Source organism: uncultured Pigmentiphaga sp., assembly GCF_937950555.1.
Lineage (GTDB): Bacteria > Pseudomonadota > Gammaproteobacteria > Burkholderiales > Burkholderiaceae_B > Pigmentiphaga.
Genome location: NZ_CALFCW010000030.1, coordinates 668,673 through 694,191 on the forward strand (window position 1 = coordinate 668,673; position 25,519 = coordinate 694,191).

Genomic DNA, 25,519 nt, shown 5'->3' on the forward strand with positions numbered 1-25,519 from the left:
CAGGGGCCCCAGGTCGCCGGGACGCGACGGGCGGCAACGAAGCGACGAACACAACGCTCGCCCGCACATCGCAAAGCGGCACGGACGAACGAAAAAAAACCGCGCCAGGCGCGGCGCGGTCTTGCTGGGCAACCGAACGCTTAGAAGTCCATGCCGCCGCCAGCGGGAGCCGGGGCCTTTTCTTCCTTGGGCAGTTCGGCCACCGTGGCGTCGGTGGTCAGGATCAGGCCGGCGATGGACGCGGCGTTCTGCAGCGCGGTCCGCGTCACCTTGGTAGGATCGACGACGCCGATCTCGACCAGATCGCCGTATTCGCCGGTGGCGGCGTTATAGCCATAGTTGCCCTTGCCTTCCAGCACCTTCGAGACGACCACCGAGGGCTCTTCGCCCGCATTGGCGACGATGGTGCGCAGCGGCGCTTCGAGGGCGCGCAACACGATGCGGATACCGGCATCCTGGTCGCTGTTGTCGCCCTTGATTTTTTCGGCGGCCGCCCGGGCGCGCAGCAGCGCGACGCCACCACCCGGCACGATGCCCTCTTCCACTGCGGCGCGAGTCGCGTGCAGGGCATCGTCGACGCGATCCTTCTTCTCTTTCATCTCGACTTCGGTCGCGGCGCCCACCTTGATCACGGCCACGCCGCCCGCCAGCTTGGCCACGCGCTCCTGCAGCTTTTCACGGTCGTAATCGCTGGTGGCCTGCTCGATCTGCTTCTGGATGGACTTGACGCGCGCATCGATGCGCGACTGTTCGCCAGCGCCGTCAATGATGATGGTGTTCTCTTTCTGCACCTCCACGCGCTTGGCGCGGCCAAGGTCTTCCAGGGTAGCCTTCTCGAGCTGCTTGCCGGTTTCTTCGGAGATGACGGTCGCCCCCGTGAGGATGGCGATGTCTTCCAGCATGGCCTTGCGGCGATCGCCAAAGCCCGGGGCCTTGACGGCCGCAACCTTGAGCACGCCGCGCATGGCGTTGACCACCAGCGTCGCGAGCGCTTCGCCTTCGACGTCCTCGGCCACGATGAGCAGCGGCTTGCCAGCCTTGGCCGTCGCCTCGAGCACGGGCAAGAGTTCGCGGATGTTGGAGATCTTCTTGTCGTGCAGCAGGATCAACGGTTCTTCCAGGACCGCGATCTGCTTTTCCGGATCGTTGATGAAGTACGGGCTCAGGTAGCCGCGATCGAACTGCATGCCCTCGACGATGTCGAGCTCGTTCTCCAGCGACTTGCCGTCTTCGACGGTGATCACGCCTTCCTTGCCGACTTTTTCCATCGCCTCGGCGATGATCTTGCCCACGGCTTCATCGGCGTTGGCCGACAGCGCGGCAACCTGCGCCACCTCCTTGTTGGTGGATATCGGCTTGGAGAGCTTCTTCAACTCTTCGACCACGGCATTGACGGCCTTGTCGATGCCGCGCTTCAGGTCCATGGGGTTCATGCCCGAAGCGACGTGCTTCATGCCTTCCTGCACGATGGCCTGGGCCAGCACGGTAGCGGTCGTGGTGCCGTCGCCAGCAACGTCGGCGGTCTTGGAGGCGACTTGCTTGACGATCTGGGCCCCCATGTTCTCGAACTTGTCCTTCAGCTCGATCTCCTTGGCCACGGAGACGCCGTCCTTGGTGACCACGGGCGCGCCGAAGCTGCGTTCGAGCAGCACGTTGCGGCCCTTCGGGCCAAGCGTGACCTTGACCGCATCAGCCAGGATGTTGACGCCCTGCACGATACGCGCGCGGGCACCGTCATGGAACTTGATGTCTTTTGCACTCATATCGTTTTCCTCGCAATCCTATCGTTAGGCGGCTTTCTTCAGTTCGCCCTGCTTGTCCTCGAGGATGCCGAGCACATCGTCTTCGCGCATGACGAGGAATTCCTCGCCGTCGATCTTCACCGTCTGGCCGGCATATTTGCCGAACAGCACGTGATCGCCGACCTTCACCTGGAGGGGACGCACGCTGCCGTCATCGAGGGTCTTGCCGGGACCCACGGCGATGACTTCCCCCTGCTCGGGCTTTTCCGCTGCGGTGTCCGGAATCACGATGCCCGAGGCCGTCTGGCGTTGTTGTTCTATTCGTTTGACGATTACCCGGTCGTGAAGGGGACGAATCTTCATGATCAATCTCCTAAGCGATTACAGGTCACCAGAAAGGGATACAGGCGAGACAGGCGCCGCGCCTCGCGCCGGGAGGGGCGCCTGCGCCGCGGACCGGAAAATATGAGCAGGCGGCAAACCTTCAAGAGGCTGCCGCCTGCGCAATTTGAAACAAAATGTAACTAAAGGATGATGCGGTCGACCCTGCCCAATCGATAGACGGCGCGACCGTCTTTTCCTGCTTCGAACGGGTATGGCACGACCGGGCACGGCAGCGCGCGGCCACCGGCACTATCCAGCGTACTGTCTTCGTCGCCTGTCAACTGCCAGAGGCCGCCTTTGCGGGGCCGGAACAACCAGCGCACATAACCCTTGTGGGCGGCCATGCGCAGCATGCCGTCGCGATCCGGCGCTTCCATGATGACCCCGGGCTCGGTGGCATCAGGATAGTCGCCAAAGGCGCGATGGCCGGCCAGTGCTTCGCTGGCCGAGGCCCCCAGCCGCCACCACGGGCGACTCACGAGGCGCTCCAGGTCCCAAGCCCCCAATTGCCAGGCCGCATCGAGCAAGGCCTGTTCGATGGCCGAAATGCCTTCCCCCTGCACCTCGAGCTGCAGCCCGGAGCCGGCTACCGCCCGCAGGGGCAACGGCACGCCCTCGAGTTTCAGCGGCGTTTCCCGCCCGAAGCCATGCCAGTGGATGATGAGGAGGACCGGCGTGTCGCGCTTCGGCACGGTAGTCGCGGTCACCGCATAAATAGGCAGCTTCATGGCTGCGGCATGGGCCGAAATCGTTTCAAAGACGTTCATCCTGCCTCCGATTCGATTTACGCGGCCCCGGCTCGCGCGCGGGAGGCGGGACGCGGGGCCGCCGGGCTTCGTGCAAAAAATTTATCGCGCCATGTCGCCCCGTTCAAGCACCCCTGCAGCCCCGGAAGGCAGGCCAAACAAAAAAGGCGGCTTGCCTAGCAAGCCGCCTTTTATCCAGCGGAAAAAACCGGGGAAAATCAGCCGGGCATCGGAGGCTCGGTGCCTTCGATCTGGACCCGGAAACCCGAGCGCACGTTGGGCCAATAATCCCAGATCGCCTTGTGGTGCGTGCAACGGTTGTCCCAGAAGGCGATCGAATGCGGCTCCCAGCGGAAGCGGCAGGTCCATTCGGGCTTGTTGCAGTGATCGACCAAGAATTGCAGGATGCGGTCGCCTTCCAGCTTGGGCAACTCGTTGATGTGCGAGGTGAAGTCGGTGTTGACGAAGATGAGCTTCTTGCCGCTTTCGGGGTGGCGCGCGATCACGGGATGAGAAGAGATCGGCGTGCCGGCACCGAACACCCGCGTGCCGTCATGCGTCGCGGTCAGGCCTTCCAGGTAGGCCTTCATCCTCGGCGAAAGCGCGTCGTATGCCGCGTACATGCTCGCGAACATGGTGTCGCCGCCGCCGTGCGGAGGCACCGTGTGGTTGTAGAGCATGCTGGCCATGGGCGGGATCGGGGCGCAGGACTGGTCGCTGTGGAAGTTCTCGCCCGAGATCTGCTTGGAGGTCTCGTCGTAGTGGAATTTGCGGACGTACGGGTTGTCCGTGGTCTTGCTGATGGTATTGACGCCGACGTGCTTGCCCAGTTTCCCGAAATAGCTGGCGGTACGGATTTGATCTTCGAAACTGATTTTCTGGTTACGGAAGAAAATCACCTGATATTCGATGAAAGCGGCGCGCAGTTCCGCAACCTCTTTATCGCTCAGCGGACGGGTCAAATCGATGTTGCCGATTTCGGCCCCAATATGCGGAGATATCGGGGTAACGGTGATGCATTCGTATTTCATAATAAAGATTCCTGATCCGAAAAACCCGGACATGAGTCGGCGGCAACGTCTGTCGCCCATCCGGCACGAACGGAATCATGCGCCTGCGGGCCCGATTCAGCTAGTCCGCCAAGCGACTACTAGTTATTCAGTTTTTGCATTCCTCAAGATGAGGACGTGCTTCCCACCAGCGTGTCCGCAGCCGTTTGGCGAAGCAAATCCACGGTCTTGGTGGTCAGCAAGGTGGGCGGGCGCCGGCTGTGCGTCACAAGCGCGATGACCCCGCCTATGACCGGCTCGACCAGCGGATGGATGCATAACTCGTGGCTCTGCATGCCCGCCCGCACTAGGTTGTAAGGGACGACGGCGGCGCCGAATCCCTTGTTCACCAGCGCCACGATGGCCTCGACGCCATCGATTTCGAACGCGATATCGAGCGCAACGCTCTGGCGCGCCGCCTCGGCCTCGACCAGCATCCGCAGGGGATGGGGTTCGGACGGAAAAATCAATCGGTACTGGGACAGGCAGGAGAAGGCCAGCGGCTTGTTTTCTTCGCGCTCGTCCGATTTGCGCAGTATGAGGCAGAGCGGCTCGCGCACGATGGGCTCGATCTCCGTCAGCGAAGAGACCACCGGGTCATACATCAGCGCAGCATCCAGCTTATCTGATATCAAGCGCTCGTAAAGCGCCATGCTCAGTGCTTCGACGATGGTCAGCTTGGCGAGCGGAAAACGTTCACTGAAAGCGCGCACCAATGGAACCGTGAGCACCCGTCCCAGCGAGGGGGGTAGGCCGATCACCACCCTGCCCGTGATCTCCGACTCCGAGCGCGACAAGACTTGCGTCGCTGCGTCGAGCTGCTGGAGCACGCTTCGCGCGAACAGGGAAAACTGCTCGCCCGCGTCGGTGAGCACGATGCCCCGCCCATGCCGATGGAACAGGGTTTTTCGCAATTCGAGCTCGAGTTGCCGCACTTGCCGGCTGAGAAACGGCTGCCCTACCCCCAGTGCCGCGGCGGCCCGGCTGAAACTACCGTGCTCGGCGACTCGGACGAAATACTCCAGCTGCTTGAAATCCATTGCGCTCTCTAGCTAACAGAAATGCAAATATTGCATAACTCGTTGTTATCTTCACGTCTAAAGGCGATTTTCGCAAGCCTGGACGGAAATTGCTTGACACCGATGAGTCGACCCTTTTAGTGTGTCACTAATTAACCATTGAACCATAGACGAAACGCGAGAGCCGGTCGCCAGGTTTTCGTTCGGTCAGGGTCATTGGGCAAAAAGGCTTGCCCCACAAATTCGGAGGAGACACAAGGTTTTTTTCCCCAAACCCCGGTCTTTTGGCCGAATAAATAACTTCTTTTCGTCCAGAGTATTGCCATGAAAAAAATCATGCTGCGCGCCTGTGCGGCCTCGGTTATTGCGTCCCTTGGTTTTGCCGCACAAGCTCAAAATTACCCGACCCGACCGATTACCCTGGTAGTCCCCTTTGCTGCCGGGGGCTCTTCCGACATCCTGGCCCGCGCCTTCGGCGCCTCGTTGGCGGCGCGCGTCGGCCAGCCCGTCGTTGTCGAAAATAAACCCGGCGCGGCCGGCATCATCGCCTCGGATTACGTGGCGCGCGCTCAACCCGACGGCTATACCCTGCTGTTCGGCACCATCGGCACGCACGCCATCAATCCCGTCCTGAAAAAGACGTTGCCCTTCGACGTATCCAAGAGCTTCACGGCGATCGGGCCGCTCGCCGACGGCCCCCTGGTGCTCGTGGTCAATCCCCGCCTGCCCGCCAATAATCTTCAGGGGCTCATGGATTATGCGCGCGCCCACCCCGACAAGTTGTCTTATGCCTCTGCCGGCATTGGCGCCATTTCCCACCTGGCTGGCGAACTGTTCAAGTCTGAGGCCCAAGCCGAGATCACCCACGTGCCTTATAAGGGCGGCGGCGCTGCCATGCCCGACCTGATGAGCGGCCAGGTGCAACTGATGCTCGAGACCATCCCCAACACGCTCTCCGCCCTGCGCGCCGGCAAGCTCCGAGCCTTGGCCATTAGTAGCGACACGCGTTCGGCCTCGCTGCCCGACGTGCCGACCTTCAAAGAAGCGGGCCTCAGCAAGCTGAATGTCACCACTTGGACCGGCTTGTTTGGCCCGGCAGGCATGTCGGCAGACGTGAGTACGCGACTGAATGCGGAGCTCGTGAAAATCCTGGCCGACGCCGACTACGTCAAGCGCATCGAGCAAACCGGCAGCGTCGTGCCCAAGCCCATGACCGGAGAACAATTCTCTGCCTTCGTGAGCAGCGAAGTGACACGCTGGCGCGCCGTGGCGCAGGCTGCAGGCGTACAGCCCGAATAAGCCGGTGCCCGCAACCGCCGGGCGGCATCGCTCGGCCGGCTGCGTCCCGGGGCCGATCGCAAATCCGTCGATCGGCCCCTTTTCTTTTTTCTTTATTTGGGCCGCTATACGTCCACCGCCCCGGCGTCCGGTGCCGTGCATGCCGCGCGCCACGTCATTCCCATATCTGCACGCGCAGCGCCGGGGCGCGCGAAAAAAACGGTACTTTCTACACGCTGGCCAGGCAATTCCATGCGCGTGTTAAACCCGGAAATGCCAGCAACGGCGCTGTAACCCCTGGCCCCATGGCATACCGCTAAGCTGGACTCGTGAATGGAACCGGACGGTGATATGCGCATTCCCCCTTCGTCGCACGAAACCCGCTACATGGCGGAGGCCCGCTTGCGAATGGTGGTGCGGACGCTCAGGCCGGATATCCCCGCCGACGCCATTACCATCGAAACCGACGAGAGGGGTCTCTGGAGTGCGCAGATCTTCGGTGTCGAGCAAGCCTTGCAGCACCCCGGCGCCCCCTTGTACCGCGAGGTACTCGACAGGCTCTCGAACTGGCATCCGATCTATGACCGCGAGGAAATCGCGGCGCTGCTCACCACCCTCAAGATCATCGCCCCCAAGGCTGGCATTGCCATACCGCCGGGCTCGCTGCAGTTGCTCGAGTTGCCGGCCGGCGTCCTTGTCCTGACCGTGAACGATGCAGCCGTCATAGCCTCGGAAGACCCGCTGCACTTGCTGTCGCAGGCGGTCGTGCGCCTGCGCGCCACGCAGGACGCCTCGCATTGAGGCCCATGCCGGGGTCCGGCCCGCTGCGACTGGTATCATCAGTCATCAATCTTCCCGCGACTTTATAACCCGCATGTTCCCGACACGACTCACGGCCGGCTACCGGTCCTTCCTCGACGGCCGCTTCACTGGCGAGCGCGCCCGCTACGAATCGCTTGCCGAGAAAGGACAGAAGCCCGAGATCATGGTCATCGGTTGTTGCGACTCGCGCGTCGCGCCGGAGGTCATTTTCGATGCCGGTCCGGGTGAAATCTTCGTGGTGCGCAACGTCGCGAACCTGGTGCCTCCCTACGAGGGAGGCACCCAGAACTACCACGGTACCAGCGCCGCGCTCGAGTTCGCGGTGCAATCGCTGCGAGTCAAGCACATCGTGGTCCTGGGGCACGCGCTGTGCGGCGGCATTTCGGCCGTCGCCAATAGCGCCCAGCCACTCTCGGCCGGAGATTTCATCGGCAAGTGGATGCAGCAAATCGCCCCGGTCGTCGAACGCATCGTCCCACCCGGGGAAAACCCCGGCAAATACATCCGGCAGCTCGAATTGGCCACGGTTGAACACAGCCTCGCCAATCTCATGACCTTTCCCTGGGTGCGTACCCAGGTCGAACAAGGGCAGCTGCAGCTGCACGGTGCTTATTTCGGCGTGGCAACCGGCGTGCTGATGGTGCGCGACCCGGCCACCGGAGCGTTCCACCCCGTTACCGACGAGCCGGCTCAGGCTTGATTGCCCGCCGCGCAACAACTTTTACGCAACGTCATCCCGCCCCCGCGGTCCAACCGTTTCGCACGACTACATACGAATACGGACGGAGTTGGACGCCATGATGTCACGCATCGCCCTCGGGGCGCTGATTTGCCTGCCCTTGCTGGCCCATGCCGGCGGAGTTGCCAAGCTTGCCGGGGTGGACGACCGCGGCCGCCCCTTCTCGGCCTCCGTGGAATTTGCGGGGGGCAATGTACGCGCTTCGTCGCCCCAGGGCCCTGACGGCTATCTGCTGGCCCGCGGCGAGAGAATCTATGCGGTCACCCGCGTAAGCAGCCGCCAGGTGGTCATGCAGGCCGAAGACTTGATGCGCATGGCGGGAAGTTTGATGCCCAGCCCCACCGCGGCGTTGGAACAAGTCAGCGCCATCGTCTCCCTACAGCCCACTGAGCGGCCCGAGGTGGTCGCCGGCGTGCGGGGGACGATCTACCTACTCACCTATGAGGACGGCCAGCGGCGGCGGCGAACAGAAGAACTGGTCCTAGCTCCTGACCCGGCCGCAGGCGAACTGACTTCCGCTGCGCTCAAGCTCGGCAAGAATCTCGCGAGGCTCGCGGGCACGGTCCTGCCCGCCGGCGCCGACGATTTGGCGAGCAGGCTCCAGCGCGAGCGCCTGGGGCTGCTCCGGTTCGGCGACCGCTTGAAGGTCGAATCCCTCGACGCCCGCACGCCGCAAGGCGCCCGCTTCGAGCTGCCCCGCGAATCCTTCCAACTGCCAGACCTGCGTAGCATCGTCCCTGGCCTCGGCCGCCCATGAGGCAGCAATGCAGGCGCCGCTGACAAGGCCTAGAATGCCAAGACCAGCCCACCCTGCCTTGACTGCATGCCCCATTTCGCCGCTCTGCGGGAGGGAGCTTCCCGATGACCCGCGCCACGCGTTTCAGCCTGGTGACGATTGCCGTCGGCGTCGTCGTACTCGGCCTGAAGTTCACGGCCTATTGGGTCACGGGCAGCATCGCGCTGTACTCCGATGCACTGGAGAGCATCGTCAACGTGGCCACGGCCGTCATTACGCTCATCGCCGTGTCGGTCAGCGCCATGCCAGCCGACGCCAATCACCCCTACGGCCACGACAAGGCCGAGTATCTCTCGGCCGTACTCGAAAGCACGCTGATCTTGATCGCGGCCTTGGCCATCCTGCGCGAAGCGTACGAAGCGTTCATGCATCCCAGGCCGCTGCAGACCCCGCTGCTGGGCACGGCCATCAACTTAGGAGCGACGCTGCTCAACGGGCTGTGGGCCGCCATGCTGATACGTTATGGCCGCCGGTGGCGTTCTCCGGCCCTGGTCGCCGATGGCAAGCACCTCTGGACGGACGTCGCATCCTCGCTAGGCGTCGCCCTGGGCGTCGGGTTGGCGGCGCTCACGCAATGGCAGCGCCTGGACGCCATCATTGCCGGCCTGGTGGCCTTGCACGTGCTGTGGTCGGGGTGGCAATTGATGCGGGATTCGCTAGGTGGCCTCATGGACGAAGCGTTGCCTGCGGAAACCCTCGAAGGCATCCGCCATATCATACGCACTGTCGGAGGCGGGGCACTCCAGCCTGGCTCGCTACGCTCGCGTCGCTCGGGCGCCCGGGTTTTCATCGAGTTCAACCTCGTGGTTCCGGGTGAGATTTCGGTGGCCACGGCGCACGACATTTGCGACCGACTGGAAGCCGCCATCGAGGCCTATGTCGAAGGCAGCACCATCGTCATTCACCTGGAGCCGGCATCCTCCCACGCCGCCTCGCGCGACATCCTTACCGGCTGACATCATTATTATGTTTACTCCCCCGCCCGAAACGCTTTCCCGCCAGCTCGTCATCGACGCCACGCGCTCCTGGCTGGAAAAAGCCGTCATCGGCTTGAACCTGTGCCCGTTCGCCAAGGCTGTCCATGTCAGAAACCAGATCCGCTACGTGGTCAGCGAAGCGCGCGACGCCGACGCACTCCTGGAAGACCTGGCCGCGGAACTCAAGGCCCTGGCCCAAGCCGATCCCGAGCAGGTGGACACGGTGCTGCTCATCCACCCCTGGGCGCTGGCCGATTTCCATGCCTACAACGATTTTCTCGACGCCGCCGACGCGGCGGTGGCAGCGCTAGGCCTGGAAGGCGAAATCCAAGTTGCCAGTTTCCATCCTGACTACCAGTTCGCCGACACTGATCCCGACGACATCGCAAACTACACCAACCGTTCCCCCTACCCCATTCTTCACCTGTTGCGCGAGGCCAGCGTGGAACGCGCGGTGGAAGCGTTTCCCGAGGCTGAGCGGATTTACGAGCGCAACATCGCCACCCTGCGCGCATTGGGGCACGAAGGCTGGAAGAAACTCGGGATATGAGGCCTACCCTGCATCCACCCGCATGCCCAGGCGGTGCAGCAGGTTGCGGTCGGCTTCTATTTGCGGGTTGCCAGTCGTCAACAGGCGGTCGCCATAAAACATCGAGTTCGCGCCTGCCAAGAAGCACAACGCCTGCAATGCCTCGTTCATTTCCTCCCTGCCGGCCGACAACCTGACCCTGGCCTCGGGCATCGTGATGCGGGCCACTGCAATGGTGCGCACGAATTCGAACGCATCCAGGGGCGGAGCGTCCGCGAGCGGGGTGCCTTGGACGCGGACGAGATGGTTGATGGGTACGGACTCCGGATACGGGTCCAGGTTCGCCAGCTGGACGATGAGGCCCGCGCGCTCCCGGCGCGACTCGCCCATGCCGACGATCCCCCCGCAGCAGACCTTGATGCCAGCCTCGCGGACGCGCTCCAGCGTATCCAGCCGGTCCTGGTAGGTCCGCGTGGTGATGATCCTTCCGTAAAACTCCGGCGCCGTGTCGAGGTTGTGGTTGTAATAGTCCAGTCCGGCCTCGCGCAGCTGCTGGGCCTGCGCGTCTTTCAACATGCCTAGCGTGACGCAGGTTTCGAGCCCCAGTTGTTTGACGGCCTGGACCATCTCGCATACGGCCTCGACCTGGTGCGCCTTGGGGCTGCGCCAAGCCGCCCCCATGCAGAAGCGGGTCGCACCGTTGTCTTTGGCCGCCTGCGCCGCCGTGAGCACGTCATCCAACGGCAAGAGCTTCCCAGACTCGACACCGGCATCGTACCGGGCGGATTGCGGACAGTAGCCGCAGTCCTCCGGGCACCCCCCTGTCTTGATCGATAGCAAGGTGGACAGCTGGATCGCATTGGCGTCGAAATGCCGCCGGTGGACGTCCTGGGCCCGGAAAAGCAGGTCGGCGAAAGGCATCTCGAACAACGCCATCACCTCGTCCACATTCCAGGCCGAGCCATTGCGGCGGGATGGAACAGCAGAGGAAGCCGGGACAGGGACGGGATCGATTTGCATGAAGCACTCCTCGAGTGACGCATGAGGCAAAGCCGGAAGCGACACATGGTAAGCAAAGCCAGCCGGGGCTTCAAACGGAAACCCTCCGTCTTTTTCTGCGAAGATCGGCGATCTTGCCTCCAACCCCGCGAATTTTGGCCAAGCAGCAGCTATTTCGACGTTAAACCGTCGTTGCAATTTTGTTCACCAGATGTATCGAGGGCGCGTTACCCTCCCGGGGAACGTGCCCTTGCGCGCGCTGCGCAAGACGACGTCTCCCCCGTGCCGGACTTGCATTTCTTCTCCAAGATTGCTTGAATGCCGGCTCTGTGCATTGGCAGCGGTCCATCGGTCCGGTCTGCCATAATTTTTTAAGGAGTACGCATGCGCACCAAGAAGGAACTGATCGACGCTCTGGCCGAGCGCACCCAACAACCCAAGAATGTTTCCGAGGCCTTCATCGATGCGCTGGGCGATGCCCTGCGCGAGTCGCTGGCCAAGGGCAATGAGGTCGTGCTGCCGGGCGTCGGGAAGTTCTCGGTCAAGGAAAAGGCCGCCAAGACCGGCCGCAACCCCCGTACGGGCGAGGCCATCCAGATCGCCGCCCGCAAGGCTCCCGCCTTTACCGCTGCCAAAGTCCTGAAGGACGCCGTCGACGTCAAGTAAGCGTCGGAACATTGCATCGAAGCCTGCCGGCTTCGGTGCTCTCCGCTGGTCCGCATATATAAGTCTGCCTTACACTGGCGGCAATTCGTCGTTCCACGGAGTCATTTCTTGTCCACCGAGGCTTCATCCGACCCTTTCGGCGGTCCGAGCACCACCTACCTGATTTCTCAGGTTCACCACCCCCTGCGCAATTTCAGCGACGCGCTCCTGAGGCGCTACGGCGTCACCGGCCTCCAGTTCACGGTGCTTTCCGTCGTCGCGCATCGGGAAGGGTTGTCGTCTGCAGATCTTTCCCGCCGGTTTTACGTGACCCCGCAATCCATGGGGCAGCTTCTGACGACGCTCGAAGAGCGCGGCCTGCTCGAACGCCGGGAAGACAGCAACAACCGGCGCATCCTGCGCATCACCCTCACGCCTGCGGGCCGCGAGGTGGTCGAGACCGGCACCCGCGACATGGCCAAGCTGGAGGAAGATGCCTTCCGCAGCCTAAGTCCCAAGGAACTGAAGACCCTGCGCAGCCTGCTGCGCACCGTCATCAGCGACCTGCGCAGCCGATGGGACGAGCTGCCATGACCGTCCGGCGCGCGGTTTCGCGGGGCCGCCATTTTTCTATCGAAAACGGTTGTGATTCCATAATTATTATGTGATTCATTTAGCTCCGCGCTTCATCCTATAGTGCCCCTCGGCAAGAACAACCGAGGAGACCCTGATGAACGCACGGACTAAAGCGGCATCTCCGTCCCGCCGCATGTACCTGGGCGCACTGGCTGCCGCGACGCTGGCCGTCACTTGCGCCTCTGCGCCTGCCCGCGCGGCCGAGTTCCCGACCGGGCCCATTACCATCGTCGTCCCCTTCCCGCCCGGGGGCCCCACCGACACGACGGCGCGGTTGGTGGGCAAGGCGCTTGCCAAGCAGCTCGGACAGCCCGTCGTGGTCGAGAACCGGGCCGGCGCCGGCGGCACGGTCGGATCCACACACGTGGCGCGCTCCAAGCCCGACGGCTATACCTTGCTTTGGGCGAGCACGAGTAGCCTGGCCGTGGCGCCCGGCCTGTACCGCAATCTCTCCTACTCGCCCCTGGAATCCTTCGAACACATTGGCCTCGTCGCGCGCAGCCCCATTCTCCTGGTCGTGCGCTCGTCCCTCGAGGTCGATTCGCTGCAGGCGCTGACAGCCTACTCGGCCAAGAACAAGGTGTCTTACGGCTCGGCCGGGAACGGCTCGATCAATCACCTGACCGGCGAATGGTTCAAGGAGGTTTCGGGTGCCAAGCTGCTGCACGTGCCCTATAAAGGCGGCGCGCCGGCCTTGGCGGACATGCTGGGCGGACAAATCGAGATGACGCTGGAAACGATTACCGTCGTGCGTCCCTACCTCGAGTCAGGCCGCGCCAAGGTCTTGGCCACGGGAGGCGCCACGCGTTCCCCGGACATGCCGGACGTTCCCACCGTACGGGAAATTTACGGGCACGACTTCGAGTCCTATTCCTGGACGGGGCTCGTCGCACCGGCTGGCACGCCTGCCGACGTGGTCCGCAAGCTCAATGCCGCGCTGCACGCCGCCCAGGATGACCCCGAACTTGTCGGCCAAATGAAAGCCGGAGGACAGGACGTCATCAAGACCACCCCCGCCGAATTCAAGCAGTTCCTCACCAACGACACGCGTCGCTGGGCCGAGCTGATCAAACGCACCAACACTTCTGTGGATTGAACTCATGCGCATCGTCATCGCCGGGGGCGGCCTGGGCGGACTCACCGCCGGCCTCTCCCTCCTCAAACAAGGTTTTCAGGTACGCATCCTCGAGCAGGCGCCCGAACTCAAGGAAGTCGGTGCCGGCATCCAGCTCGGGCCCAACGCGGTCCACGTCCTGTTCGCGCTAGGGCTGGAAAACGACCTCATGCCGCTGGCGTGCGAACCCGAAGGCAAGATCGTGCGCCTGTGGAACACGGGCCAGACGTGGACGCTTTTCAACTTGGGCGATGTTTCGCGCGAGCTCTACGGCTATCCGTACCTGACCGTGCACCGTGCCGACCTGCACAGCGCCATCGCCGCGGGCGTGCGGCGCGCCGACCCCGACGCGATCGTCCTAGGCGCGAAGTTCGTGCGCTATGAAGAACGTGGCAAGGACATCGTGGTTCACACTGCGGACGGTCGCAGCTTCGAATGCGACGTCCTGGTGGGCGCCGACGGGGTCCATTCCCAGGTCCGCCAGCAGCTATTCGGGGCCGACAGCCCGCGCTTCTCGGGCCTCGTGGCCTGGCGCGGCGTAATCCAGGCCGAGAAGCTGCCCGAACGGCTGCGCAGGCCATTGGGCGTGAACTGGGTGGGACCGGGTGCGCACGTTATTCACTATCCCCTGCATGCCTTCAAGTTGGTCAACTTCGTGGCTGCCGTGGAGCGTTCGGACTGGCAGGTCGAGTCGTGGACCCAGCAAGGCACGACGGAAGAATGCCTGAACGACTTGAAGGGCTGGAACGAGGACGTGCACATCCTGGTACGGGCCATCGACATCCCCTACAAATGGGCGCTGATGGTGCGCGACCCCATGCAAACGTGGCGCCGCGGCCGCGTCACGCTCTTGGGCGATGCCTGCCACCCGACCCTGCCCTTCCTGGCCCAAGGGGCAGGCATGGCCCTGGAGGATGGCTACATCCTGGCGCGCGCGCTACGCACCTATGGCGATCCGGAAGAAGCGTTGCAGCGCTACGAAGACGCCCGGAAAGACCGCACCGCGGCCGTCATCAACGGCTCGAATGCCAACGCCGTGCGCTTCCACAACCGGGAACTGGCCCATGCCGAGGGCGCCGCGGCCTACGTAGACCGCGAATGGAGCGAAGATCGCGTCAAGGAGCGCTACGAATGGCTCTTCACGTATGACGTGGAGACCGTGCCCGTATAAGCGAGCAACTCAGCCGCGGGGGAATCACTCCCCCTCCATCACGACCTTGAAGATCGAGGCGAAGCGGGCCAGCGTTTCCGGAAGCGGGGCGCCGGCCCGCATCACATAGCTGAAGTCAAACGACACCTCCGGCGTAATGCGGCGCGATTCGACCGCATAACGCGCGCACGCGCTTTGCGAAAATGCCGGAACGATGGCAATGCCGAACCCCTGTTCGGCCATCCCGAGGGCGGTATCGAGGTGTTGCACCGCCATCCGCGAACCGACGTCGATCTGGCGCTTGTATAGCGCGTTCTCGGTCAATTGATGGATCGGGCTGTCCTCGGTGAGCCCGATGTAGGGTTGGCCGCGCAGGATCTCCCAGGTCGTATCGTCCGCGCCGGGGGTGGAGGGAACGGGTTGGTACCGCCCCGGCGCGTACACCGCCAGCAGCCCGGATGAGGTCAAGGGCTTGCGCACCAGGCCCGATACCTTGGTGAAGAATGCGCCGAACGCCGCATCGGCTTCGCCCGTTTCTGCCAGTTGCTGGATTTCGAGCGGGCTGCCAGCCACGATTTCGATTTCCACGCCGGGATATTCGGCAAGAAAGCGCTTGAGCGTTTCCGGCACGACGTTGGCGGCCATGAGGGGGGTGAAGGCCAGCCGCAGCGTAGTGCCCTCCTGGCGCCCCATTTCCTTCAAGCGGGCGGCGGCAGCAGTCAGTTCACGCTCGACCAGCTCGGCAGAAGGCAAGAACGCCTTGCCGGCCTCGGTCAGCACCACGGCCCGCGTGGTGCGTTCGAACAAGCGGGTATTGAGCTGCGATTCCAGTTCGCGGATGGTGGCGCTCAGCCCCGCCTGGCTCAGGTGCAGCCGCTGGGCGGTACGGGTGAAATTTCCGGATGCCGCAACGCCCAGGAAGGCTCGTAATTGGCGCAATGAAATATTCATGCGCCAATTATTTCACTTTTTCACATCAGTCCAGCTTGATCCCCGCCCGCTGGACGATCTTGCCCCATTTCTCCATGTCCCGTGCAATGAGGTCCCGCAGGCCCTGGGGAGTGGTCGGCGTCGCATCGGCGCCCGCCGCGCGGGCCTTCGCGATCACCTCGGGGTCTTTCAGCGCGGCCGTGATCGCCTCGTTCAGCCGCTTGATGATGGGCTCCGGGGTGCCGGCCGGCGCGGCAATGCCGAACCATCCCATGGCTTCATACCCCTTGATCCCGACCTCTTCCAGCGTGGGCACGTCAGGCAGCGAGAACGAGCGCTCCGTGGTCGTGACCGCGAGGGCCTTGAGCCGCCCCTCTTTGATCAGGTGCACGGAGCTCGGCGTATCGCTCATTGCCAGCGGAATCTGGCCGGCCATGGCGTCGTTCGTGGCCGGGCCCGTGCCCTTGTAGGGGACCAGTACGGTCTTGACGCCCGCCAGTTCGTTGAAGAGTTCGCTCGCCAAGTGCATGACGGTGCCTTGCCCACCGTGGCCGATGGACAGCTTGCCGGGATTGGCCTTGGCGTCGGCCACCACCTCCCGGATATCCTTGTAGGGAGAGTTGGCCGGTGCGACCAGCACGAACGGCGAGGAGGCGACCAGGCTAACGGGTGTGAGGTCCTTGACGGGATCGAACGACAGGTTGCGGTACAGCACGCTATTGATGCCAAGCGCGCCGGCCCCACTGAAGACGACCGTGTAACCGTCCGGGGCAGACCTTGCCACGTACTCCACGGCGATGTTGCCGCCCGCGCCGCCCTTGTTCTCTACGACCACCTGCTGCCCCAAATGCTTGGTCATGATGGGAGCCATGACGCGCGCGATGAGGTCGGTACTGCCACCGGGTGGGAACGACACCACCATCCTGATCGGTTTATTAGGAAAATCGCTTTGCGCCTGAACGCCCGATGCGGCGAACGCCGCCGCGACGGCCGCGGCCAAAAGAATGCTCTTTTTCACCATTGTCTCCTTGTAGAACTAGAGGCCTCATCCGGCAGCATGCCGCCGAGACTCTCCCTTTATCTTGATCAAGCTCAACTTTGAGCAACCATGATGAATCATCCCTGCAGATTACGCATTAGGGCATTTACCATCATCGCATTGACTTCATCGGCTGCCTCGTAGATCGCCCAGTGCCCGGCGCCGCGCACCATGTCGAAGGTGGCATGCGGCAGGATTTCCCGCAGCGCCCGCCCCTGCGCCTCCACGTCGCCGCCCCCGTACACGTCGTGCTCGCCGGCGATTCCATGCACGGCACAGCGCAGCGCGGAAAAGGCTTCGAGCTGGCGGCTGGCAAGCAACGGCCGCGCATCCAGCCGGCATCGCTCCACATTGTTGGCCTGGATCGCCACGGCTTCGTCGTCGATCCGGTCAGGATTCCCGAACATCGAGACAGCCAAGTTGTGCCGGTGAATGTGAGCTCGTTCGACGGGATCGTCGATGCCGCGCCAACGCAGCAGCTCCGGCCCCTTGGGCACCATGGGCCGGAAGGTCCCGCGCAGGAGCGTGATCTGCCGCACGCGCTCGGGCTGCTGCAGCACCATGCTTTCACCCAGCACCGACCCGAGGGAAAATCCGGCAATCGCGACCGGCCCTTCTCCGGCCAGTTGATCGATGCCTTCCCACAGCAGCGCCGCGAAGCGTGCGCAGGAAACCTCTCCCTCCGGCAATTCGGAATCGCCGTGGCCGGGTAGGTCGGGCGCCAATACGGTGAAATGCCGGGCAAGCGCCGACACATTGCGCTTCCAGTGGGTCCACGAACCAGCCGTGCCGTGTATCAGCACGAGCACAGGGCCCGTTCCCCATTGCCGCCATGTCATCCGCCTTCCACCGCACATTACCTCGTGGACGGTAGCCAGGGACTCCGGGTCTACGACGCTTGCATCCAAATCAGCCTCCTCCGGCCATTGACCTCTTGATTTAATCATTTAACCTTATATAAGGTTGCCTTACTTAGTCAAGTCCCCATAGGGGCCGCGCGCACCTTTTCTTCTAGAATAAGCGGCCGTTTACACATGCCTTTGGCTTCCCACGTCGCGTCCTTTTCTTCATGAAAAACCCGTCTGTAGCGCCCGCAACTGCTTCCGAACTCGGCCTGCGAGAACGCGGCAAACTCGACAAGCTTCGTCGCATCAAGCAGGCCGCGCGGGACGTATTCCTGGAAAAGGGATATGAGGCCGCCACCACGCGAGAGATTGCACAACGGGCCGAGGTCGCCATCGGCACCATCTTCGTGTACGCGGAGGACAAGCGCGATCTGTTGATGATGATCGTCAACAACGACCTGGACGCGATCACCGAGAAAGGGGCCAAGCTATTGCGGCGGGACGAACCGTTGATCGACCTGCTCATGGCGTTTTTCGGCCTGCGCTACCGCTATTGGGCGAAGCATCCGCAAATATCGCGGCCGGCCGTCCAGGCCACGTCGGACTTCCTCTCGACCAATCCCGACCGGGGGGACGAGACCCGCCGGTTTTACGCGCGCCGGGCCAATATTTACGCCTTGCTGGCCGACGTCGTGCGCCGCAAGCAGGAACAACGTGACATCGGCAGCCAAGCCGACCCGGACCTGATTGCCGCGCTGTTCGTCACAATCTACCTGACCGAGGTTCGGCGGTGGCTCAGCCAGCCCGCTCCCAAGCCCTCGGCGGGATTGGCGTCGCTGCGGTCCCTGCTGACACTGGCGATCGAAGGATTGAGCCCTGCCGACGCCGAACGTCGGGCGCTACAACAGACTTAGGGTGCGAGCTGCCCGCCGCCCAGGAGGTCGTAGGAGTCCAGCAGCGCATAGACGATCTCAGGCTTTCTTTCGAAGCAGCGGCGTATGGCGGCCGGGATCGCTTCTCGCGTCTTGCGGCAAAGCCCCGGTTGCGCCTCGACTTCGATACTGATCCCGCGCACGGTGCGCACGCCGCGGACGCTCGGGGTGATATGGAGCACGATGCCCAATAGCGCGTGCATGCGCGCTTCCATGTGCTTGAGGTCTTCGAAGCTGGAGATGCTCTCCAGCCTCGCCACCAGGCGCTTTTCCTCCTCCCGGGTCAAGCGCAGGATGCGGATGTCTGCATTCGGATCGGCCAGCAGTCGATCGCGGTCGCAGATGCATGCGCCCGGCGGACACTCTTTGCGGATGGGGAACGGGGCGTTCATGCCCCCGAATTTTATCCCCTCCCCAGCAACGGCATGGAGAGCGGAAACATCGTGCTCTCGTACAAATTGACGTCGTGGGGCAACGTCGCCATCACCGCGGCCACGCGCGCCACGTCTTCAGCCTTCATCAGGTCGCCCGGTTCGAACTTGCGGCCGGACTTGGCAGCCAACGCCGATTCGGTCACCCCGGGATGAAGAATGCTGACCGCGATGCCATGGTCGCGGCCGTCGAGCGCCAGGGCGTGGGTCATGCCCGACAGGCCGTGCTTGGTCGTAGTGTACGGAACCGAATTGGGCCGGGGTACCTTGGCGGCGACGCTGCCGATGTTGATGATGCGCCCACCTCCCTGAGGCTTCATGATGCGGAAGGCCTCTCGGCTGCAGAGGAAGGTTCCCGTGAGGTTCACGTCCACCACCTGGCGCCACGTCTCCAGGCTCATCTCCTCGATGGGCTGGCTGGTCGTCACCCCCGCGTTGTTCACGAGCACGTCCAGGCGGCCATGCGCCTCCATCGCGCTCGCGAACAAGCGCCGCACGTCATCTTCGCGGCTGATGTCCGCGACGCAGACCAATGCCTCGCCCCCCGCTTCCCGCACCCGGTTGGCGGTTTCCTCCAGCGCCTCCCGTTGACGGGCGGCCACCACGACTTTGGCGCCGAGCTCTCCAAATGCGATGGCGATCGCTCGGCCTATACCCGAGCTGGCGCCAGTCACGAGGGTCACCTTGCCTTCGAGGCTTACCATGACGAAGTCTCTCCCCATGCAAAAAAACGGCGTGCAGACTTGCACGCCGAAGGTCATTCATTCCGCGGTCATGCCGGCGGCGCGTATGATCTTGCCCCACTTCTCGGTGTCGACCGCCACCACGCGCGCGAGCTCGTCCGGCCCGCCCGGATAGGGTTCGGCTCCGATGCCGCGCAGGAAGCTCGCCATCTGCGGGCTGGAAATCACCTTGTGCAGGGAGGTGCTCAACTTGTCGCGCACGCTGTCAGGCGCATTGGCCGGCAAGAAGATGCCGAACCAGCCGGAGAGGTCGTAGCCTTCCACGCCGGCCTCGGCCATGGTCGGAACGTCCGGCAGGGAGGTCAAGCGCTTGCTGCCCGTCACGGCCAGGGCCTTGATGCGTCCGCCCTTGACCTGCGGAACAGCCAGCGTCGCGTCGGCGAAGATGAAGGTGGTGCGCCCGCCGATCAGGTCCGTCATGGCCGGCGGCACGCCTTTATAAGGGACGTTGACCGCGTCGACCTTGGCCAGCGTCTTGTACAGCTCGCCCGCAACCTGCCCCGTCGCATTGCCGCTGCCCCACGAGTACTTGCCCGGCGCGGCCTTGAGCATGGCCGTCAGCTCGGCCACGGAATTGACCTTGGTGTGTTCCGGCGCGATCACGAGCACGAAACCCAGGCTGGCCACCGTCCCGACCGGAATGAAATCCTTGATCGGGTCGAACGGCAGTTTCTTGAAAAGGTGAATATTGGCCGCGTGCGTGGAATTCGGCGTGAACAGGATGGTGTAGCCATCCGGCGTGGACTTCGCGACGAAATCCGCCGCCAGGTTCCCGAGCGCGCCGGCCTTGTTCTCGACAACCACCGGCTGCCCCAGTTCTTTCTCCAGGCCGGCCGCCACCTGGCGCGCGACGTTATCGATGCCGCTACCGGCGGGATAGCCGAGCAACATGCGCACCGGCCGCGTCGGATACTCGGCGGCGGCAGCCGGCATGGCCGCTCCGAAAGCACAAATCATAGCCAGCGAGGCCAAGGTCTTTTTCACCATAGATATCGTCTCCTTGTTGTGTCTCGTTGCCATGCGGGGCGCGCCCCGCACGCGACTCAGCGTTCAAACTTTGCCGACAGCGCCGTCCCCGAGAGATGACCGGCAAGGCTGCTCGACGCAGCGGGGGACAGTCCCGGCGCCAGTTCCAGGAATTGCTTGACGGCCCGTACCGTGACAGCGCTGCAGCCGAGCACGGTCGCCGCGATCGCATCGGCGCGTCCTTGCAGGGCATCGCGCGGCACCACCTCGCTCGCGAGCCCAGCCTGCAGCGCCTGCGGGGCACCGACTACGTCGCGAGTCAACACCATGCGGGCGATGGTCTTGATCGGCACCCGGCCCGTGAGCGCAGACATCACCAGCGCAGGCGGAATGTCGCGCTCCATTTCCGGAATCTGGAATTGCGCATCGTCGGCCGCCAAGGTGATGTCGCAGACACCCGCGAGCGCACATCCCACCCCGTAGGCCCGTCCCTGCACGACGGCCAGCACCGGCACCGGCGTATTCTTGAGGGCGTCATAAAGCGCCAGGGCCGGCAAGGCGACCTGCCGGCGGAGGAACTCCCCCGTCGGGGCCGAGCCGGGCTTGGGCATGGGCGATACCCGCCCGGCGCAGAAATCCTCCCCTTTGCCGGAGAGCCGCACGAGGCGCACGTCCTCATCCAGGTTCGAGACGGCATCGATGATGATGCCGCCCATCTCCGCGCTCATCAGGTTGCCGTTCTCAGGCGTATTGAGGACGATGTCCAGCAGGCCGCCGCTGCGCTCGATCAACACGGGCGCGCTCATTGCCGCGCTCCCTGCGCACGCCGTATGGCCTCCCAGATGGCCGGCGGTGTCGCGGGCATGGGGAGCTCCTCCTTCCAGCGCTCGCCCAGCGCGCTCGCCAGCGCATCGGAAAGGGCGTTGAATATGGCGGCCGTGGCCGGCGTGATGCCGCTTTCTCCCCCGCCCTTCACCCCGAGGACGTTGCCGCGGGTCGGGTCCTCGGTGAGCTCGACGTCCAGCCTCGCCGGCATCGATCCGGCGCGGGTCACTCCGTAGTCCATGTACGAACCGCTGAAGACCTGGCCGGTGTCCGGGTCGATGTGATAGTCCTCAAAGAAGGCCTGGCCGATGCCCTGCGCCAATCCGCCGTGGACCTGGCCCTCGACGATCTGCGGATTGATGGGGCGTCCGACATCGTCGATAGAGGTATAGCGGACGATCTCCACATCGCCCGTCTCCGGATCCACCTCCAGCTCGCAGATCGCCGAGCCGGTGGGATGGGCGGGAATGCGGCCGTTGAACTCGGCGGTGGCGCGATACTTGCGCGCGTCCACGTTGCCCGGCATGCCGTCTTGCTCGATGCGGGCCGCCACCTCGAACAGGCCGACCGTGCGGCCGCTCGCCGCATCGACATACCGCCCTTCCTCGAAGCGCACGTTCGCCGGGTCGCATTCCAGCAGCTTCGCCGCGACGGGCTTTCCGGCATCCCGCAGTTGTGCCGAGGCTTCGACCAGCAATTGGCCGCCCAAGCGCATGGAGCGATCGGAATGGGAGCCCCCCCCCACCTTCACGAAGTCGGTGTCTCCCGTGCGTATGACGATGGCCTCGAGCGGAACGCCCAGTTCGTCGGCCAACACCTGGCGGAACGTGGTTTCATGCCCCTGGCCGGTGCTCTGGGTGCCGATCACGCAGTCGATCGACCCGCCCGGCTCGACGGTGAGCTCCACGCGTTCGCGCGGTGCACCGACGGGAGACTCCACGTAGTTCGCCAGACCGATGCCGAGCCACTTGCCGCGCGCTCGCGCTTCCTGCTTGCGCGCCGGCGCATCCTGCCACTCGGCCACCTGCAGCGCGCGCTCCATGTTGGCGGCAAACTGCCCGCTGTCGTAGGTCAGGCCCATCGGGCTGTGATACGGCATTTGCTCGGGCCGGATCAGGTTCCGGCGGCGCAATTCGATGCGGTCGATGCCCAGCTCGCTTGCCGCGATGTCGAGCATGCGCTCCATCACGTGCGTGGCCTCGGGCCGGCCGGCCCCGCGGTACGGACCGGTGGGCGGCGTATTGGTCAGGACCGCCGTCACCGTCGCCGCCGCGGCGGGAACGTGATAGACGGTGGTCATGATGCGGGATCCGTTGGCCAGCGGCACGTACGAGACCGTATGCGCGCCTACGTTGCCGATGATTTCGTTGTCGATGGCGAGGATATGGCCTTCTTCGTCGAAGGCCATGGCCGCGCGTATGACCTGGTCCCGGCCTTGGTAATCCGCCAGGAAGGCTTCGTTGCGATCGCTCGTCCACTTGACCGGGCAGCCCGCCCTGCGTGCGGCCCACAGTATCGCCAGCTGGTCTGGATTGACGCAGCTGCGCGGGCCGAATCCGCCGCCGACGTCGTACGACACGACCCGCAGTTTCTCGGGGGGAATGCGCAAGGCGTCGGCCATGCACATGTGCTGGCGGTTCACGCCCTGGCTGCCGGCGATCAATAGGTATTCCCCGGTGGACGGGTCATAGCTGGCCAGCACGGAGCGCGGCTCCATCTGGCAGTTGACGATCCGGCTGTTGCGGAACTCGCGGCGCACGACATGCTTGGCGCGCGCGAAAGCACTGCGGACGGCCTCGTCGTCCCCGATGCGCGACTGGAAGCACAGGTTCCGGGGCGCGCCTTCCCAGAGCTGGGGCGCGCCCTCTTCCATCGCACGCACCGCATCCACTACGGCCGGCAGCGGCTCATAATCGATGTCGACCAGCTCGCAGGCATCGCGGGCCTCGCGCACCGAGCGCGCGACCACGAGCACCACCGGCTCGCCGACGTGCCGAACCCGGTCCACGACCAACGGCAAGTGCCGCTGGTTGAAAATGGAACCGGTAAGCGAATGGGTGAAGGCCCGCTCCTTGAACTCCACGGCCGCGGCAGGATTGGGTATGTGGTCCATGCCCTGGTGCCCGTCGTCGAGGTAATCCTGGCCGCGCAACACGGCGATGACGCCCGGCGCGCGCAGGGCCGCCTCGATGTTGATGGAGCGGATCCGCGCATGGGGGTGCGGCGAGCGCACGAAGGCGCCATAGGCCTGGCCCGGAAGATTCACGTCGTCGGTGTAGCGCCCCTTTCCGCTGACGAGGCGGATGTCTTCGACCCGGGGCAAGGGTTTGCCGACCAGTTTATCCATGGCGCGCCTTCCCCAGCGGCTTGCCCGCTGCGATGCGCGCCTGTGCGGCGTGCTTGACGGCGCGGATGATGTTGACATATCCCGTGCAGCGGCAGATGTTGCCTTCCAGCGCACGATGGATGTCTTCGTCCTCCAACGATCCGTCGGTATCCAAGTAGTAATCGATGGCCATCATCATGCCCGGAGTGCAGAAACCGCATTGGAGCCCGTGGCAGGCAACGAAAGCCTGCTGGACCTCGCTCAAGGCTTCGGGGCTGCCGAGCCCTTCCACGGTCACCACTTCGCCGCCGCTCGCTTGCGCGGCCAGCACGGAACACGACTTGACTGCAACGCCATCAAGCTTGACGGTGCATGCGCCGCATTGGCTCGTGTCGCAGCCGACGTGCGTACCCGTCAAACCCAGTTCACGACGTAGAAATTCCACCAGGAGCGTGCGGTCATCGACTTCCCGGCTGACCGGTTGACCGTTCACGCAAAGTTCAACCTTGATCATGCCTGCGCCTTCTCACCCACCGTGGCGCTGAAGCGCCGGAAAAACTCTTCGGCCAGCTTGCCCGCGACGGATCCGATCATCCTCGACCCGATCTGGGCCAGCTTGCCGCCCACCTGGGCCTGGGCGTTGTAGGTCAGGACAGTACCCTCGCCGTCCTCCTCCAACACGACGTCTGCCACCATCTTGCCGAACCCGGCCATGCCACCATCGCCCTGCCCCACGATCTTGTACTGTTCCGGGGCCTGCTTGTCGGTGATGGTCAGCGTGCCTTTGAACCGCGCCTTGACCGGACCGATGGCGGCAACCACCACGGCCGCGTATTCGTCGGCCCCCGTCTCGGTAAACGACTCGCACCCCGGCACGCAGGCTTGCAGCACCTCGGGGGTATTCAGATACTTCCACACCACCTCACGCGGCGCTTGCAGCCGATGCGATCCCTTCAGTTCCATGCTGTCTCCGACTCATGCGGCGCCGGCACGGCCGGCGCCCTAGGTTCTGCTCGATCAGGCGGCGGGCTTGAGGTCCGCCAATGCCCTTCGCGTCAATACGCGAACGAGGTTCGCGCGATATGCGGCGCTGCCCGCGCGGTCGTCGTTCAGGCCATCCTCTTCCAGGGGGGCTTCGTCCACCGACCCGCCCTCGGCGAGCGCGCGCTCTGCCTCGCGCCAGCGGAATACGCACGCCCCCGCGCCGGTCACCGCCACCCGCGGGCCGGCATCGGTTTCCGCGATGAAAACGCCGGCCACCGCGTAGCCGGTGGCCTTGTGGCGGTATTTCACGTAGGTGCTGCGCCGCGGCACAGGAAACTCGAACCCGACGATGAGCTCATCCGGTTCGAGCGCGGTCTCGAACATGCCGAGGAAAAAGTCGTCCGCCGCGATGCGGCGTTTGCTGGTAACGACGGTGGCGCCCAGCCCCAACACGGCCGCCGGATAATCCGCGGCAGGATCGTTGTTGGCTACCGACCCGCCTATGGTGCCGCGGTTGCGCACCTGCGGATCGGCGATGACGCCGGCGAGCCCCGCCAGGCCGGGAATCGCATCGCGCACGAGCGGCGAGGCCGCCATCTCGGCGTGGCGCGTTCCGGCGCCCACGGACAGGACGCCCTGGGAAAGCGACACGCCTTGCAGCTCGGGCAAGCGCGACACATCGACCAGGTGCGACGGTGCTGCCAGGCGCTGCTTCAGCGTGGGGATCAGCGTCATGCCTCCCGCCAGTGGGCGAGCCTCGGATTCGCGAGCCAACCAGTCCAGCGCTTCCTGGAGGGAAGCCGGTCTCACATAGCTCAGGGGATACACACAGTCTCCATTCTCTTATTGCAAAAAGGCCGGGGATTGCCCGGC

The 25,519-nt window shown here is 64.0% G+C and carries 28 protein-coding genes; 11 read left to right on the forward strand and 17 right to left on the reverse strand.

The genetic code is table 11. From position 1 onward, the window contains the following. Positions 1-140: 140 nt before the first annotated feature. From groL to Q0319_RS09695, 5 genes are all read right to left on the reverse strand, one after another. Positions 141-1,763, reverse strand: coding sequence for a chaperonin GroEL (gene groL, locus Q0319_RS09675; RefSeq protein WP_296467060.1), 1,623 nt, complete (start codon positions 1,761-1,763; stop codon positions 141-143). A 24-nt stretch (positions 1,764-1,787) separates the two neighbouring features. Next, complete coding sequence (gene groES, locus Q0319_RS09680; protein ID WP_296467056.1) at positions 1,788-2,105, reverse strand: co-chaperone GroES; 318 nt, start codon at positions 2,103-2,105, stop codon at positions 1,788-1,790. A 161-nt stretch (positions 2,106-2,266) separates the two neighbouring features. Beyond that, positions 2,267-2,893, reverse strand: a complete 627-nt coding sequence (locus Q0319_RS09685) for a diguanylate cyclase (RefSeq protein ID WP_296467054.1) — start codon at positions 2,891-2,893, stop codon at positions 2,267-2,269. Positions 2,894-3,090: 197 nt separating this feature from the next. Next, the gene (locus tag Q0319_RS09690; protein WP_296467051.1) at positions 3,091-3,903 is read right to left on the reverse strand and encodes a TauD/TfdA family dioxygenase; all 813 of its coding nucleotides are present in this window, start codon (positions 3,901-3,903) and stop codon (positions 3,091-3,093) included. Between the two features lie 143 nt (positions 3,904-4,046). Beyond that, on the reverse strand, positions 4,047-4,961 hold the full coding sequence (locus Q0319_RS09695; protein ID WP_296464578.1) for a LysR family transcriptional regulator: 915 nt from the start codon (positions 4,959-4,961) through the stop codon (positions 4,047-4,049). Between the two features lie 303 nt (positions 4,962-5,264). Between Q0319_RS09695 and Q0319_RS09700 the strand changes: the two genes are divergently transcribed. The 6 genes from Q0319_RS09700 to Q0319_RS09725 all read left to right on the forward strand — a co-directional run bounded on the left by Q0319_RS09700 (position 5,265) and on the right by Q0319_RS09725 (position 10,102). Further along, positions 5,265-6,239 carry a tripartite tricarboxylate transporter substrate binding protein gene (locus tag Q0319_RS09700; RefSeq protein ID WP_299452011.1) on the forward strand — a complete coding sequence of 325 codons (975 nt, stop codon included), beginning with the start codon at positions 5,265-5,267 and terminating at the stop codon, positions 6,237-6,239. Positions 6,240-6,569: 330 nt separating this feature from the next. After that, positions 6,570-7,019 carry a hypothetical protein gene (locus Q0319_RS09705; protein ID WP_296464584.1) on the forward strand — a complete coding sequence of 150 codons (450 nt, stop codon included), beginning with the start codon at positions 6,570-6,572 and terminating at the stop codon, positions 7,017-7,019. Between the two features lie 73 nt (positions 7,020-7,092). Next, the gene (locus Q0319_RS09710) at positions 7,093-7,740 is read left to right on the forward strand and encodes a carbonic anhydrase (RefSeq protein ID WP_299452013.1); all 648 of its coding nucleotides are present in this window, start codon (positions 7,093-7,095) and stop codon (positions 7,738-7,740) included. 97 nt (positions 7,741-7,837) lie between these two features. After that, positions 7,838-8,536 (forward strand): hypothetical protein, encoded by a 699-nt coding sequence (locus tag Q0319_RS09715; protein ID WP_299452015.1) that lies wholly within the window; start codon positions 7,838-7,840, stop codon positions 8,534-8,536. 104 nt (positions 8,537-8,640) lie between these two features. Next, entirely contained in the window at positions 8,641-9,531 is an 891-nt protein-coding gene (locus Q0319_RS09720; RefSeq protein WP_299452017.1) for a cation diffusion facilitator family transporter, read from the forward strand. Between the two features lie 10 nt (positions 9,532-9,541). Beyond that, entirely contained in the window at positions 9,542-10,102 is a 561-nt protein-coding gene (locus Q0319_RS09725) for a DUF1415 domain-containing protein (RefSeq protein WP_296464594.1), read from the forward strand. A 3-nt stretch (positions 10,103-10,105) separates the two neighbouring features. On the opposite strand, the gene bioB is transcribed toward Q0319_RS09725, so the two are convergent. After that, on the reverse strand, positions 10,106-11,101 hold the full coding sequence (gene bioB, locus Q0319_RS09730; RefSeq protein ID WP_299452020.1) for a biotin synthase BioB: 996 nt from the start codon (positions 11,099-11,101) through the stop codon (positions 10,106-10,108). Positions 11,102-11,464: 363 nt separating this feature from the next. On the opposite strand from bioB, the gene Q0319_RS09735 reads away from it, so the two are divergent. The 4 genes from Q0319_RS09735 (at position 11,465) to Q0319_RS09750 (ending at position 14,646) form a co-directional block, all read left to right on the forward strand. Further along, positions 11,465-11,746 (forward strand): HU family DNA-binding protein, encoded by a 282-nt coding sequence (locus Q0319_RS09735; RefSeq protein ID WP_296464600.1) that lies wholly within the window; start codon positions 11,465-11,467, stop codon positions 11,744-11,746. A gap of 108 nt (positions 11,747-11,854) precedes the next feature. Further along, positions 11,855-12,319: a MarR family transcriptional regulator gene (locus Q0319_RS09740; protein ID WP_299452022.1), complete on the forward strand. Its 465-nt coding sequence runs from the start codon at positions 11,855-11,857 to the stop codon at positions 12,317-12,319. 136 nt (positions 12,320-12,455) lie between these two features. Further along, entirely contained in the window at positions 12,456-13,457 is a 1,002-nt protein-coding gene (locus Q0319_RS09745; protein ID WP_299452024.1) for a tripartite tricarboxylate transporter substrate binding protein, read from the forward strand. 4 nt (positions 13,458-13,461) lie between these two features. Continuing rightward, positions 13,462-14,646 carry an FAD-dependent monooxygenase gene (locus Q0319_RS09750; protein ID WP_296464609.1) on the forward strand — a complete coding sequence of 395 codons (1,185 nt, stop codon included), beginning with the start codon at positions 13,462-13,464 and terminating at the stop codon, positions 14,644-14,646. Positions 14,647-14,670: 24 nt separating this feature from the next. Here Q0319_RS09750 and Q0319_RS09755 read toward each other — a convergent pair whose 3' ends face one another. From Q0319_RS09755 to Q0319_RS09765, 3 genes are all read right to left on the reverse strand, one after another. Further along, entirely contained in the window at positions 14,671-15,576 is a 906-nt protein-coding gene (locus Q0319_RS09755; RefSeq protein WP_296464611.1) for a LysR family transcriptional regulator, read from the reverse strand. A 25-nt stretch (positions 15,577-15,601) separates the two neighbouring features. Further along, positions 15,602-16,576 (reverse strand): tripartite tricarboxylate transporter substrate binding protein, encoded by a 975-nt coding sequence (locus Q0319_RS09760; protein WP_296464613.1) that lies wholly within the window; start codon positions 16,574-16,576, stop codon positions 15,602-15,604. 95 nt (positions 16,577-16,671) lie between these two features. Next, positions 16,672-17,502: an alpha/beta hydrolase gene (locus Q0319_RS09765; protein WP_299452027.1), complete on the reverse strand. Its 831-nt coding sequence runs from the start codon at positions 17,500-17,502 to the stop codon at positions 16,672-16,674. Between the two features lie 161 nt (positions 17,503-17,663). Between Q0319_RS09765 and Q0319_RS09770 the strand changes: the two genes are divergently transcribed. After that, a complete protein-coding gene (locus Q0319_RS09770) occupies positions 17,664-18,353 on the forward strand; it encodes a TetR/AcrR family transcriptional regulator (RefSeq protein WP_296464619.1) in 690 nt (229 codons plus the stop codon). Here Q0319_RS09770 and Q0319_RS09775 read toward each other — a convergent pair. Genes Q0319_RS09775 through Q0319_RS09810 form a run of 8 tightly spaced genes read right to left on the reverse strand, consistent with a single transcriptional unit; the run spans position 18,350 to position 25,474 of the window. After that, positions 18,350-18,763, reverse strand: coding sequence for a hypothetical protein (locus Q0319_RS09775; protein ID WP_296464623.1), 414 nt, complete (start codon positions 18,761-18,763; stop codon positions 18,350-18,352). The two genes, Q0319_RS09770 and Q0319_RS09775, sit on opposite strands and share 4 nt — an antisense overlap. Positions 18,764-18,774: 11 nt before the next feature. Continuing rightward, positions 18,775-19,506 carry an SDR family oxidoreductase gene (locus Q0319_RS09780; RefSeq protein WP_299452030.1) on the reverse strand — a complete coding sequence of 244 codons (732 nt, stop codon included), beginning with the start codon at positions 19,504-19,506 and terminating at the stop codon, positions 18,775-18,777. Positions 19,507-19,563: 57 nt separating this feature from the next. Beyond that, positions 19,564-20,532 (reverse strand): tripartite tricarboxylate transporter substrate binding protein, encoded by a 969-nt coding sequence (locus Q0319_RS09785; RefSeq protein WP_296464629.1) that lies wholly within the window; start codon positions 20,530-20,532, stop codon positions 19,564-19,566. Positions 20,533-20,588: 56 nt separating this feature from the next. Next, positions 20,589-21,317, reverse strand: coding sequence for an enoyl-CoA hydratase/isomerase family protein (locus Q0319_RS09790; protein WP_296464632.1), 729 nt, complete (start codon positions 21,315-21,317; stop codon positions 20,589-20,591). Then, positions 21,314-23,683: a xanthine dehydrogenase family protein molybdopterin-binding subunit gene (locus Q0319_RS09795; protein WP_296464636.1), complete on the reverse strand. Its 2,370-nt coding sequence runs from the start codon at positions 23,681-23,683 to the stop codon at positions 21,314-21,316. The genes Q0319_RS09790 and Q0319_RS09795 overlap by 4 nt, the downstream gene beginning before the upstream one ends. Further along, positions 23,676-24,176 carry a (2Fe-2S)-binding protein gene (locus tag Q0319_RS09800; RefSeq protein ID WP_296464638.1) on the reverse strand — a complete coding sequence of 167 codons (501 nt, stop codon included), beginning with the start codon at positions 24,174-24,176 and terminating at the stop codon, positions 23,676-23,678. The genes Q0319_RS09795 and Q0319_RS09800 overlap by 8 nt, the downstream gene beginning before the upstream one ends. After that, positions 24,173-24,625 carry a carbon monoxide dehydrogenase subunit G gene (locus tag Q0319_RS09805; protein ID WP_296464641.1) on the reverse strand — a complete coding sequence of 151 codons (453 nt, stop codon included), beginning with the start codon at positions 24,623-24,625 and terminating at the stop codon, positions 24,173-24,175. Before Q0319_RS09805 ends, Q0319_RS09800 begins: the two co-directional genes overlap by 4 nt. A gap of 54 nt (positions 24,626-24,679) precedes the next feature. Further along, on the reverse strand, positions 24,680-25,474 hold the full coding sequence (locus tag Q0319_RS09810; RefSeq protein WP_296464644.1) for a xanthine dehydrogenase family protein subunit M: 795 nt from the start codon (positions 25,472-25,474) through the stop codon (positions 24,680-24,682). Positions 25,475-25,519: the final 45 nt, after the last annotated feature.